10 protein-coding genes are annotated in these 13831 nt (G+C 38.0%); 7 read left to right on the top strand and 3 right to left on the bottom strand.

The annotated features are described in order from the left end of the window. Together QE390_RS24400 and QE390_RS24395 are read right to left on the bottom strand one after the other, a co-directional pair. Window positions 1-3833: N-6 DNA methylase (locus QE390_RS24400; RefSeq protein ID WP_307144318.1), on the bottom strand; the 3833-nt coding region annotated here is incomplete at its 3' end. An 11-nt stretch (window positions 3834-3844) separates the two neighbouring features. Next, complete coding sequence (locus QE390_RS24395) at window positions 3845-4054, bottom strand: hypothetical protein (RefSeq protein ID WP_307144317.1); 210 nt, start codon at window positions 4052-4054, stop codon at window positions 3845-3847. 582 nt (window positions 4055-4636) lie between these two features. Here QE390_RS24395 and QE390_RS24390 point away from each other — a divergent pair. From QE390_RS24390 to QE390_RS24370, 7 genes are all read left to right on the top strand, one after another. Continuing rightward, on the top strand, window positions 4637-4774 hold the full coding sequence (locus tag QE390_RS24390) for a hypothetical protein (RefSeq protein WP_307144316.1): 138 nt from the start codon (window positions 4637-4639) through the stop codon (window positions 4772-4774). A gap of 480 nt (window positions 4775-5254) precedes the next feature. After that, window positions 5255-5512, top strand: coding sequence for an IS1-like element transposase (locus QE390_RS24820; RefSeq protein ID WP_373424580.1), 258 nt, complete (start codon window positions 5255-5257; stop codon window positions 5510-5512). 2276 nt (window positions 5513-7788) lie between these two features. Next, window positions 7789-8559 carry a ThiF family adenylyltransferase gene (locus QE390_RS24385; protein WP_307144315.1) on the top strand — a complete coding sequence of 257 codons (771 nt, stop codon included), beginning with the start codon at window positions 7789-7791 and terminating at the stop codon, window positions 8557-8559. Between the two features lie 927 nt (window positions 8560-9486). Then, complete coding sequence (locus tag QE390_RS24380) at window positions 9487-10104, top strand: hypothetical protein (RefSeq protein WP_307144314.1); 618 nt, start codon at window positions 9487-9489, stop codon at window positions 10102-10104. A 675-nt stretch (window positions 10105-10779) separates the two neighbouring features. Further along, window positions 10780-11088 (top strand): transposase, encoded by a 309-nt coding sequence (locus QE390_RS24815; protein ID WP_373424579.1) that lies wholly within the window; start codon window positions 10780-10782, stop codon window positions 11086-11088. 290 nt (window positions 11089-11378) lie between these two features. Next, window positions 11379-11594 carry a winged helix-turn-helix domain-containing protein gene (locus QE390_RS24375; RefSeq protein WP_307144313.1) on the top strand — a complete coding sequence of 72 codons (216 nt, stop codon included), beginning with the start codon at window positions 11379-11381 and terminating at the stop codon, window positions 11592-11594. Beyond that, window positions 11524-12135, top strand: a complete 612-nt coding sequence (locus QE390_RS24370; RefSeq protein ID WP_307144319.1) for an IS630 family transposase — start codon at window positions 11524-11526, stop codon at window positions 12133-12135. Before QE390_RS24375 ends, QE390_RS24370 begins: the two co-directional genes overlap by 71 nt. Before the next feature lie 319 nt (window positions 12136-12454). Here the strand turns inward: QE390_RS24370 and QE390_RS24365 are convergent, their stop codons facing one another. Further along, window positions 12455-12580 (bottom strand): hypothetical protein, encoded by a 126-nt coding sequence (locus tag QE390_RS24365; protein ID WP_307144312.1) that lies wholly within the window; start codon window positions 12578-12580, stop codon window positions 12455-12457. Window positions 12581-13831 lie beyond the last annotated feature (1251 nt).

Raw genomic sequence — 13831 nt, 5'->3', positions numbered from 1 at the left:
ATGAATCGAATTTGGTCAGCAGGAATGTGATAGGTTTCTACCAGCTTGTTTTTTAACGCATGGTAGACATCAAATTCTTTACCCGCACCAGGGGTGCCCATATCACAAAAGACCATCTGTGTGCCTTTGTACGGATTAGACTTTTCGTAGTATTCGAAAATTTTTGAAGCTGCTGCTGATACCTTACTTCCAGGATGATCTTCCAGGCTGGGATCCACTAATCGCATATCTAGAGCTGCCTTTTTCGAATAATTAGTAGCAATCAGCATTTTGGCATTCCCTTCCTTTTCTGAAAGAGGAGCTCTACCTAGAAGGGTGCCATCCCCGGTTTTGGCAAACTCAATTAGACGGGCTGTAAATTCAGACTGATCTGGGGTCGGTTTTAAAACGATGAGTTCAGTAACTGCTTCTGGCCGCTTGACACCAACCATAGCAGCCGTTTTATAATCGGTAACCTGGTTATAAAAACTGGCCAGCTCAGGCACTTTAGTAAAGTGACGGAATCTGGACTTTTCAATAAGCTGATTCGTAACACTATATTCGTAGTCAGTAGTTTTTTTTGCGAATACTGCCAACCAGGAGTCAAAATTTTCAATATTCTGCTTTTTTAATTCTTCTGGCCGCAAGTATTTAAAAAGAAGGTACAACTCTGTCAAGGAGTTAGAAATGGTCGTTCCTGAAGCAAACACCACCCCACTATCCCCACCTCTAGCTTGTTGAAGCGTCCGCGTAGCAATGAGCATGTTAAGAGCTCGCTCAGAACCTTTAGGGTCCCCCAGTCCCGCTACTCGGTCGTGCCGAGTGGTGAATAAGAGGTTCTTGAATTTATGCGACTCATCTACGATGAGAAAGTCTATTCCCATTTTTTTGAAATCGACGACTTTATCTCGTCGGCCGTCAATCTCCTGAGTTAGCTCTTCTAACTTCGTGGAAAGGTTTTTCTTTCTGGTCTCTACGCCTTTATATAGAGATGAACGAATGCTTTCGCCGCTCTGACGTAGCGTTTCCAGATCATTGTCTATATTTTCTAGCTCTTTATTAATAATCTTTCTTTCAACTTCTTTGCTCTGTGGGATTTTCATGAACTGATCATGAGTCATAATGATACAGTCCCAGTTGTTATTAGCGATTTTGCTGAAGAAGGCTTCACGATTTTGTTTAGAAAAATCGCTTTCACTCGGAGCAAGAATTTTAGCTTCAGGATAAGCGGTACGATAGGAATCAACAATTTGACCAATATTCGCTTTTAGTCCCGTGATCATAGGTTTATTGGCGATGCCTAGACGCTTAAGTTCGTAACTGGCCGCAATCATGGTCATGCTCTTCCCTGTACCTACTTCATGGTCGATAATTCCCCCCCGCTGCTGAAGTATCATCCAGACGGCATCCTTTTGAGAAGTATACAAATCCTTTATACCCAGGCCAGCCCTATTCATATCCTTGAACTCCAGATGTGAGCCGTCAAACTTCCCCCGAACTGTAGAATTGAAAAGTTTATTGTATTGATTTTCAATGCCTTGTTTTTCTTGGGGAGTTAGATTTTGTAGGTATTTGTCAAATTCATCGCGGATAAGCTGAACTTTGGTAGCTATTAACCGAATACTTTCCGTATCCCGTACTTTGACGGGCTCTCCCGCAGGATTAGATACTGTCTTCGTAGGATTAGGGAGCGTATCAAGAAGGGCATGTTCCAGTAAGTCCAACGCAGTATATTTTCGGTTCTCCGTTTTGACAGAGTACAGCGTATCCATCGTATGATTAGGCTTGCCCCCGTACTTTATTTTTGCTTCATATGCATCTAAAGAGGGGGAATACTTGACATCAATAAAATCACTAAAGAGCTTACTAGCGAAATTTGAATAGACTTTTGGGTCCATCCAACGCTCACCTAAACTGATCCCGATACTGTCAAAGGGTATTTTTGCAGGTAATACCTGCTCTAGAAACTTCAAAGAGTGTTGCAGCTCACCCTTTTCTTGATAGCCTGGTTCTTTTTTAATGAGCTCTATCTTATCCAGAATGTGGCCTGAACCAAATTGGTCTTTCGTCTGATACTCTTTTTCTGCTGGAGAATAATAGATGAGCTCCTTTAGATCGTTGCGTACATCGGCTGGACTTTTGAGTGCCAAATCTGCCATGTAGTGGAGATCGATTTTACCATAGGCATTCAAAGACGCAAGCAAAGCTTGTTCGGATGTGAAAAAATCAACTTTAGCTTTGGCAATCTGAGTAGACTCAAAAAAAATGTCAGCCTTGACAAACTGTTTGTTTTCTACTTTTTCAAGCGAAAGAATTTCCCTACCAGATGCATCAAGCAGTAAGGTGTCTACATTGTTCTTACTATTGAGTGGCCCGAAGCGATTCGTAAATGTATGGTAGGCTACGTTAAGGAAATTTCTTAGGACTGGATCTTCTTGCTGCGTGCTTCTTTCAACATTATTGAGATGTAGATAGGTATTCCTTAAGATCATAAACTCATCGAGTTTACGATCCTGGTTTTTGCTGACCGATAGAGGAATGACTATGCCCTCATTTAAGTGGCCCAGTATGTTTTTTTCTCTAACAATCATCCCATCTTGTAAGAAGGCAAAGGCTTTACCTGTGTAGGGAATGGGTTCTGTTTTCTTATCGACAAAGGCACTGAAGAGATCGAGCTGGCCGCTAGAAACTTGAGGCTGTAATCTAAACTCTTCATACTGTAATCTAAACTCTTCATACCGTGAAACACTAAGTCGTGTTAAGTCTCGATCAAGTATTTTACATAAATCTGTGTACAGATGATCTAATGTTCCTGTATAAATATTTCGGAAACCAGGTTGCCCATATTGGTTAGTTGATACTTGGATAGCAGAAGCAATGACATGATCTCCGCCTAGAAAAAGCGAGCTAATGGGTATGCCTTGGTCCTGGGTGGATTTTATAAAGCTCTCTTGGAGCGGTGAAAAGTGAAGACTAGGGCTCTCTTTTTTTTGTAAGATAATCAGATCAGTACCAACCTGAGTACCAGCACTACCAAATAGCCCATGTGGGAGTCGAATCGCTGACACTAAATCAGCTCGCTCCATGAGATGCTGTCTAAACTTCTCATTAGTTGACGTATTAAGAAAGTTTTCAGTAGTAATGTAGGCTAAAAGCCCACCCGCTCTCGTGCAATCTAAGCCTTTGAGCATGAAATAATTGTGTATAAATTTGGTTGATTCCCGCTCGGCAGGTAAGCCATTCTTATAAGCTGGATCAAAAACCGAAATATTGCCAAACGGGATATTACTGGTAACAAGGTCAAAGTAATTATGGTAGGTATGGGAAATTTCTTCAAAGCCCTTCGTATAAACTTGATCAGACGATTTAGCATTAAGAATCAAACCAGCTATTAAGTCTTTCTCAAACATAATACCCTGTTTGATGGGCCACACTTCACGAAGACTTTTAATGAATTGTCCATTTCCAGCACTCGGATCAAGGACCGTACTAACGTTGATTCCTTGGGACTTAAGAGAACTGCCCATCGCATGAACGATGTGCTCAGGGGTGTAATAGCTAGTAAGTGTACTGGCTTTTAGGGAGCTGAGATAGTCAGATTTGCGATTAGGTACATATTGGTCAAGGAGTTGATGTAATCGCATTACATAGGGCCGCTGCCGCTGGTTGGTCGCATTCCAGTCCCGATCATCGTGCGGATTCCTAAGTATTTCTTTTAATCCACCAAAGCCTGCATATTTGGCTAGTACCCACCACTCATCATCAGAGGCTTTCGCAGACTTACTTGATAATTTTAAGGCAAGCTCAATGGCATCTAGGTTGTCTTTAAACTGTTGAGTAGAATGAAAAGACATCTTTAATGGATTTAATTTAAGGATTCTAATACTTCAGCTATAGCGGTATTGATCGATTCGTCTATACTCATGCCATCCAATCTGAATTCTTCATATTTAGCGGCCATTAATTCACTGGTACATTCAATAAAAGCTTTTCTTTCTTCACTGGTTAATGAATTTTCAAGTGAAGTTTGTTCAATAAAAGCAATCAGCTTTGCTTTAAAGTATCCAGGTTCCATACTTATTGTTAAAATAAAAATGCTGTTTGAAAGTAATGATGAACTGATTCTCTGTAACTTGAATCAATACTTTTAACTCACGAGAAAGCGATAGATAAGCTAGCGATAAAAGATAGAGGTGCTTTATATGATCTGATTAATAAATAGATAGGTTCGTATACTGAAGCAAATTAAGTAAATAGATCTATATAATTAACTAAAGGTATATTTTAAACCTTACATCTTTAAGTTTAATTGATTGTAAATCAGTTCTTTATATAAAGAAAATGTTCTCTAAAATTGCATTTGATCAGAAAATATCTGAACCAATTTGGTCCTAATGAAAGATTGGCTGATTCATAACATCAAACAGGCTTGATCTAGCGAAGCCTTTTCGATCGCCTCAAAAATCTGAGATATTCCTAATCGGATAGCTATCACGTTAACGCTATTCATAGCCGTTGCAGATCAAGAATGAAAGTTGATAAATATTCGAACGAAACAGGCCCTCTATTAGAAACGAAGCAGATGGATAGTGGCACAAAGGAACCTGATGCAAAGAAGATAGCTAATATTTTGATCGTTCTATGAAACATGAAATAAATGCCAGAGAAAAATGAGAATCGTCACGGAGTCATGGCGTTAGGTAGTTGGTTATGGCCAGCTATTCAGACTAATGAGTTTCCGAACAGCACGTTTACCACTACGCAGGCTCAGCGGTTACTGAAAAGGGAAAATTAGTGGAAGCAGCAGAAATGGCTAGTTCAGCCGTTATCGTAGGCCACTGGTGCAGTTTGGCAGATATTAAAAATATCAAATTACATTCTCAAAATACTCCACAATAGAAGAAGAAGTATTCCAATGCCTATTTATGGTTTTCAAAGTTTTGTCAGTAATATATCCTTTAAATCTAGTGAATTGAAGCAAAATAGCTTGGAATAGTTGACAGGTATTAGCTAAGGTAACAGAGCAGGAACGACTGCTACAGGTTTGTTACATTTGCTTAGTTTAGATGTCACGATATGTTAGCATTAATTGTTATTATAAACCCAGATTTTGGGTTTATTTCTTATTTAACCTCGGTCATGGCTGAACTGCGTTGAAAAGTATATTTTTGTAAATGGTCTTATAAGCAGTTGTTTGCAAACATTGTGGTCAAACTCAACAGGTCAAACGCTATGGTACTATCCGGAGCGGTACGCAACGATACCGTTGCTTTGACTGTGGCGACCGTCGCACGGTCGTACATTCGTTAAAACCTACACCCACAAAGCACGTGATCCGTTGGTCAAGGCTCAAATTACCCAACTTGGACTCAATGGAAGTGGGGTGTGTGATACCGCCCGAGTATTGGGCATCAATCGAAATACGGTTAGTAGTCATTTTAAAAAAAGTAGTCAGGTCTTATCCGTTAACTCTAAGTACATAGGCAAAGAGCTGATTCTGAGCTTAAAAGTCGACGAGTCGTGGCCACCATGAAATGGTCATTTGTAGGCAGCAAACAGCGACAGCGCTGGCTGTGACGGTCGGCCGCTGCCGTGGGTTGAAGAAGCGAAAACGGGCGATGTCGTTGCTTTCGTGTCGGTTCGGCGTTCCGATTGGCCGACGGACTCACCAAACGTTTCGGGCTTTGATGGCCCTACTTGAAGCGTCCTGCATCAGCGTGAGTCGCGGGATCACTGATGCCTGGTGACGGATGACTGCCCCGGCCTACTTTGACTGCCTGGATCAATCCATTCGCCTGCAATGCAAAGCTTTGTTACAAAGTTTGGAACGCAAACACCTCACTTTGCGAACACGTATCAAGTGACTGGCCCGGTGAACGATTTGTTTTCAAACGGTCCGTCGTACGGTCGATTGAGGTCCACGACGCGATTATTCGCCTATTCATCAACCAGTTTTTCTTCGACCATAAACTCAGTTAAGCCACTACCACCTTCTTAAGTTAATAACAGCTTCTTTCAACTGGCTGCAAATTTCATCAAATAGCTACTGAATTTGGAATAGATCATAATGTTTCCATTCTTAAGGAGTTGATATGGCCAACATAACGCCCTAATTGTCTGACATAAATAGTGCATTGCAGTCTTACAGGCTTTTCGCCCCTTATAGCCTACTACATCACCCCCGTTTTTGGCGGAGGCATGACTACCATCAAACTCAACACTCGATAGGTATAAATGTTTCAGATTTTGCTTAACAGATTAATCCAAATGGTCTTCCAACAATCGGCTTTACCGCACGGGCGACCCCGTCCACTTATTAGTGGTAATAAAAGACCGAATTCCAGTTCAACACTTTGTCCGTAAAGAACTGTTTTGTAGGTAACTCACGCCATTAGCCACCCGTTTTAAAGCGATAGAAATGCATTCTACGATCTCCATAAGTGGACCTGTCGTCTCATAACCTCGTGTTCCAATGATTAGATGTGGTAAAATACACTTTTCAATTATAGATTTGTCTATGATCCCCATTACTATATTTATGTAAAGTTACCACTTCAAAACTCACACGGTTTTGAGGATTTTAACTAAAGTTTAAACAGCTTCATTTTTATTATTTGGTATTTTATACGTTACATCAATATTTACATTGATAATTGTAAATATATTTTCCCCCTGTAGCTATACACATTGTTTATGTTTTCTATATCTTTGTTATAAGATAACTACATCATCTAATGATATTCATAATATGGGCCTATTGTCGTTTCTATGAATATGGGAATGTATATCATGATTTATGATCATTATTTGAGATTTAAATGATACCTATTGAAGTATTTTGTATGATATTGAATTTATACAAAGATAGAAGAAAGTTAACTCTTATAGTATAACTTCAAAGTCTATTTAAATTATTTGTTAGTATGTGCCGGTTACTGTTACAGTAACATAAATAGTTTTATCTATAATGCTAAAAATAATTAATTTAAAGATTTATTTACTACCTAATAGGATTACTCAAAAATAGTAAAAGTTAGAGGTTGCTTCAGCAGATGGCTATAGCTCTGTTGCATAGTTTTGAAACATGCATTTTCAGACTCCAATAGCCTTCTCCTTAGGTCGACATAGACAATGCAAGTACCTTTTATGGGATGATTTCACAGTTACGAGTGCAATTATAGATGGGTTTTACCCGGTTTATACTACTACTAAAGTACCCGTGTAACAAAGCCCCCTGGCTATGTTTTTGATTAAAGAATATTTTTTGGAAAATTATTATCATTTTTTATTCTAAGTTCTTCATAAAAGGTTTGTGACTATGGCACGGTCTTAATTGAAGTTGATACTAAATTTATATAAATTTGGAGACTTTTTAGATTACTTGAAATACAACAATAATTGATACTCATCAAATATATTTTACTTAAGTAAACATATTTCACTTACCCGTTGTGCGGATTAAATAGTGATTCGGTTATACAATTAAATAATTGATAATCAGATAACTATCTAATATATATATATAAAGCGAAAATCGGACAGCTAGGGCCTATAAGATATTTCAAGCTCTTCTTGAGGGGCTGCCCCTTAGTAACTTGTTGATCGTCAATTGGCCTTGATGAAATCAATCCGCACAACGGGTATTTCAATTTATTTATAAATTAATTAAAATGTTTGTTTATATATATTATATTTTCATATGTTTACTTGTATATTATTAATTAATATATATAAATATTGAATACTTTTTTGATTCATATTTCATGGTACAACTTATTTATATTATAAATTTAAAAATAGGAATATTGTTTGAAATCAATTTATAATGAATATATGATAAATACACTTTTCAATAGAAATGCTTTATATATTCCACAAGATAAGCAGCTATCTATTAGTAATTATAAAGTCTGCTTTGCAGGTTGTGGTATTGGAAGCAACATATCTGAGTGTGCTCTTAGATTGGGTTTTTTAAACCAAACATTAATAGATGGTGATCGAGTAGATTTGACTAATCTTAATAGACAAAATTATACCTTAGATGACATTAACCAGTTTAAATCATCGTCTTTATATCATAGATTATTATCAATTAATTCTAGAGCTGATATAAAAGTTGAAAATACTTTTCTTAATTCTAAGAATCTTTCCCAACTTGTTTCAGGCCATGATTTAGCTATAAATGCTTTAGATTTCCAATCTGATATACCCTTTTTGTTTGACGAATTTTGCCAGAAAAATTTTATACCTATTATTCATCCTTATAATATTGGCTGGGCAACTCTAGTTTTTGTAATTCATCCTAGCGGTCTTGGCCTTTCGCATATATCACCAAGTCATATAGATTTCGAGAAAAAAGTTGCTGCTTTTTTAATTGATAACATTGACTATAAATCAAAACAATGGCTTCAAGATATCTTATATCAATATGAATATCTTGATAAAAAACAATCGCCTCCCCAACTCGCTATTGGCTCATGGCTTGCGGCAGGAGTTTGTACTGATGTGATGTATAAAATTGCTAATAATTTAGAAGTTAAATATTTTCCAGAATTCTATTTTGTCACTTCTCATAAATAATATTTACAATTCGTCAATTTTTTATAAAAATCGTTTATTATAGATTTAATGGGTGTGCTGTAAATGCGTAAATTATTAAATTTATAAATGGTATATGAAGCAGTTAGATGTAAACATTGTGGCCACCCTGGCAGCGGTTCACCAGAATTAGTAAAGCATCATGGAACAACGCCATTGGGGAAACCTAGACTTCGCTGCTATGGGTGCGGCGACCGTCGCACGGTATAAATCTTTGTTCACCAGTATGTCAATCAAAGATATGAGCCATCTATTATGATACAAATCGTCGGAAGAGCTCTCAACGGAAACGGAATTAGAGAAATCGGTCCGAACGTGTGTTAAAAATTAGTAATTCCACGGTTCTTAAGTATTTGAAAAAAAGTAATGACTTAGTTTCCGTAAATCCAAACCACAAAGCTAACTGTCATAAAATACTCATTATCAAGGCTTACTAGTGGTGACCACCATGGAATTGAGTTATGTTGAAAAAAGAAAAATTCACGTTGGTTTTGACGGTAGGCCAGCCGTGGGTAGAAGATACCATTACTGGTAAAATTGTTGCGTTTGTATTTGATCGCCATACAAATGCTCCTTCAGAAGATTACTAGCCTTACTAGAGCAAACCTAAATAAGCATAGATCAATGCATCACCGATGCTTGGCTACCGTCGCTACTGTGGAATTACCTAGATTGTCTGGATCAATATAAACGAATTCAAGATCAATAACTCATGCAATCCATTGAACGAAATCATCTTACGCTTGGATCTAGAATCAAAAGATTAGCCCGTAAAACCATTGCTTCTCTAACGGTCCGTCGCACGGTCTCAAATTATGCATGATACAATTGTTGGCTTATTTATTAACCGATTCTTTTTTGACTTACGCCTTTAGTATACTACCGATTTAATTATCAAAAATTTATACTATGAGTAATATTGAGTTTAAATTTTTAAAGCAATCAAATCTAATTGATTTAGCTAAATTTATCGTACATCAGAATTTACCACAACACTATTCATCGAATTTGTCAATAAATAATTATACAGAGATAGTACATTCGATTTACTTGGAAGATAAAGTACTTTTTGATGCATCTTTTATTTGTGTAGCAATAAAAGATGCTCAGATAATCGGTTCTGTTAAAGTGACTAAATGGGATAATAAATGTATTTTGCCTTTACAGAAAATTTTTAATATTGATCCTTTGCAATTGAAAACTATAGAGAGTCAACAAATTTGGCATATTAGTAGGTTTGCTATTTCAATGAAAGATTCAATCAGATTGTTGAAAAAGCTTATTTCAATTGCTATCTATCCTATATGTTGTGCTGAAGGTAGTATTATGGTAGCAGAATGTGATAGTAAATTTTTAAAAACACTTAATTTAATGGGCCTATCGACACAAATATTAGCCGAAAGCACTTTTTATTTAGGTTCTGAAACTTTTCCCATATTATCTACACAAATTTGTCTTAAAGATTTTTTATACAGAAGTTGTGATTATAATTTTGCTAGTGAATTTTATCGCTCTTTTATTAGTTAAATTACTCAGTATCAAAAGTAATTAAACCAACTATTCTATTTTATGACAATCTCTATTTCTCCTAAATCTCTTATGTAAATTAGTATTATAAACCCGTTGTGCATATATTATATAACGAAAAATAGGTTGTACATACTGCTGATAAACAGTAACTTAAGAGAAGTATCTGACGTTTTCTTAAGAAAGTACAACCTAAAAACTAATTACGACAAGATTTTTCAAATCTGCAGAAGTTCACTAAAATGGAAGCTAAGAAAAGGAGACAATCTTCTAGTTTATGGTAAACCAACCAAAACTTCTGATTTTGAGATCGTTACCTTGTCAATCACAGCAGAGATCTTACAAATTACTTCGAAAAACACTCTATTCTCTGTGCTAAAAAGTGATTATCCAAATTGGTTTTCTACTCTTTTTCATCGTAGTACTTATAATCGAAGATGCAGAAAATTACAAACCTACATCTCACGGGTAGCTCAATCTATTGCCAAACAAATTAGCCTGAATAATTCCATTTTCATACTCGATTCTATGCCTTTACCCTTATGTCATCAGGTGAGGGTTTACAGAAACAAAACAGCTAATAAAAATAATGACATACCGCCTTCGCACAGATATCATGCCTCTCATAAGTGCTCTTATTTTGGCCGCCGCCGCTGCGGGTATAAGTTGTAGGTTATATTAACCGATACTGGGGTTACTACTGCCGTGGAAATCAATTCTGCTCATGGGCATGATGTACATTTCCTAGAACAATTAAAATCAATGCAATTATCTAATTGCCAGATTATTGCAGACAAAGCATATCTATCTTTAAAACATCGTCAAGAATTATTAACTACCCATAATATTGCACTAATCACGCCTGTTCGTGTAAATATGAAAAAGGAATGCAGCTTATGGTCGAATACATGTCAGCGTATTCGAAAAAAATTCGAGACTTTTTTCTCACAGTTGTGTGATCACTTTTTTATTATTGATTGGTGAAAAAGTCTATAATAATTGTAACTTGGAGTTACGATGTCAAGCTACAAACAAAGGAACTATGAATCTCTTCGCCGACGCTGTGTAGAACTCAACGAGATAGGATGGAAGCAGATGGCAATCTGCTCAGGCATTCGGTTTAACCCAAGGTTGGGTAAGCCAGACCCTGAAAAAGTATCGCCAACAGGGAGCAGATGCCTTGTAGGAAGGCAAACGTACGGGAGCCCCTGCCCGATTAAGCTCTGAGCAGCTTACTGAGCTAGTTGGCCAACTCACCAAGGGCCCTGAACATCATGGCTTTAAGGGGATATGTCTGGACACGCCCTAGGGTTAATGAAGTTATAAAAAAACGCTTTGGCGTGAGTTACGATCCTTCCCAAGTGGGGCGTTTACTCAAGAAAGCAGGTTGGAGCATCCAGAAACCGCAACGCAAAGCTCATCAACAAGATCGCAACGCTGTCCAAGAGTGGCGAGAGCAACGCTTACCCGAGCTCAAAAAAAGCCAGTGAGCAGCAGCGAGTAATTATCTACATTGATGAATGTGCTTGTTATTTATTGCCCTTGCTGGCTCATAGCTGGGGACCCAAAGGGCAAACTCCCGTGCTACTTGAGCAAGCGGGCCGAACCCATTTAAGTTTAATTGCCGTCATTGCCCCTAATGGTCGGATTTATGTAGCGGGCCAAGATGAACCTTTTACTGGTGCGGACATTGCCTGGTTCCTGAGTAAACTTTGTGGCCGTTATCGTAAACGGAATTTGCTGGTCATCTGGGATGGAGCAGCGATCCATCCCAGTCAAGAGGTTAAAACTTTTTTGCAGGCACGTGCTAATCGAGTTCATCTAGAACGTTTACCGACTTATAGTCCGGAACTAAATCCCACGGAGTTGGTCTGGGGCCATCTAAAAGGTAGTTTGAAGAGTCAAGTGTTTGGCTGTTTAAAAGACCTCACTGTAGCGATTCTTGAGCAAATCAAATGGCTTGAAAAAGAGCAGCCTAACTTAGTGAAGGCTTTTTTCGCCAAAAAAGAAATAGCCTTTATTAAGAACTAATGCACAGGCCAATAATTTATAAGGGCTTTGCTACATAGGTACTTTGGTAGTAATATAAACCGAGTAAAACCTACCTATAGTTGCACTCGTAACCGTGAAATTATCCCATAAAAGGTACTTGCGTTGTCTATGTCGACCTATGGAGAAGGCTATTGGAGTCTGAAAATGCATGTTTCATGAGCTATGCAACAAAGCCGTCTTTATCTATTATCACTCTCTGCTCAGATCTAACTGAAGTTTTAAAATTCTTAACAAAAGCTCTTGCTTTCTGATTGTTTTGATTTATATGAGTATTATAATAACTATACCACGTCCTCTTTCATTTAGATTGATCCGTTTTCTTATTCTCCATTAGGGCTTTCTTAATTCGATCGGCAATTAGCTCCCGCTCATGCTGAACCATCGTAGCCAGGATACCAATGGTTAGCGTGTTAGCTCGCGGCATATCACAGCACATGAAGTTTACTCTGGAATCTTGAAGAGTATAGACAAAGACGATGTTTCGGAGTCTTGCAATTAGCTAGGTGGCTTCCTGTAATTTGCAACAATCAATGGTGGCCTGAAGCTGGGAAACGTCATTCTTGCGGCTCAACTCAATATCGGTAAACTGCCGAATCTCTTCTCCCCTATTTTTAAGAATGTATCCAAAGCCGCTTGTTGAGCCTAGGGTCATAAACCTGACCGACCTTGACGTTGGTTGGAAACCTGGAAATAGGTAACGTAGGCCTGTAACATGACAAAGTGACAAAAGAGGAAAATGAATAAAAGTTACCTGTTCCACGGGGAGAGCATGATAAATCTACGATTTATAACATTTTACAAAGGAACCATCATGCTTTGTAATTTTTATATTTTTTATAAAAAATCATCTTTGAAACACTTATTTATTAAATTAATTTAAAATATATAGCGAAGCTTTGTCGCTTACTTCCGAGTCTCTACCTAGAAGCAGGTCCGGTCTCGGTCTCGAAGCACCAAAACAGGCCGTCGAAAATTTCACTTGATCCAAAGATGAGGTTCTGACTAGCTTCATCGACATCGAGTCGGGAAAGAAGAATGACAGGCCCCAACTTTAGGAAGCCTCGCTTATTGTAAAATTCATGGGGCAACCTTAGCTCATTGCAAAATAGGATCGACTCACTCGGAACGTCCCTTTGCGTTTAGCCTGCTACATCAGCTTTGCCGGAGTTTCCAGCACTTAGCCCTGTTTCTTTTCTCGGCCAGAGCTTTCTTAGTTCGATCCGCTATTACTTCCTTTGGTATTAAGGCATGGTAACCATGATACAACGGCAGCGTATTGGACTCCAATATGAAGTAGCAAAGAAATAGTCTCGAAGCGTAAAGGCGAAGGCTACGTACCAAATAAGTCGGTCAAGCTTGACCGGCTAAGCCGGAATGTGGCTTTTGTGATGATGCTGGGAGATTCAGGTGTTGATTTCGTAGCTTGTGATCTGCCCGATGCCAATACGCTTACTATGGATAATATTGAATCAAAGGTAAGGTCGTAATTTTATGAGTAGACGCATTTAAGCCCTAAAAAAGACTTGCCATACGCTCTTTGTAACATAAACTAATCGGCTAACTGAGCATATAAAGTTTCAATACGTTTGCGAGCTTTTCTAAAAAGCCAAGGCTATTTTCGAGAACCTTTCTGATTGAATATTTGGGGTGTTTCCATGGTAATTTAAGCCCTCGC

It is taken from the genome of Siphonobacter sp. SORGH_AS_1065, from assembly GCF_030818595.1.
Taxonomy (GTDB): Bacteria; Bacteroidota; Bacteroidia; order Cytophagales; family Spirosomataceae; genus Siphonobacter.
This window is presented reverse-complemented; position numbering and strand designations above follow the sequence as displayed.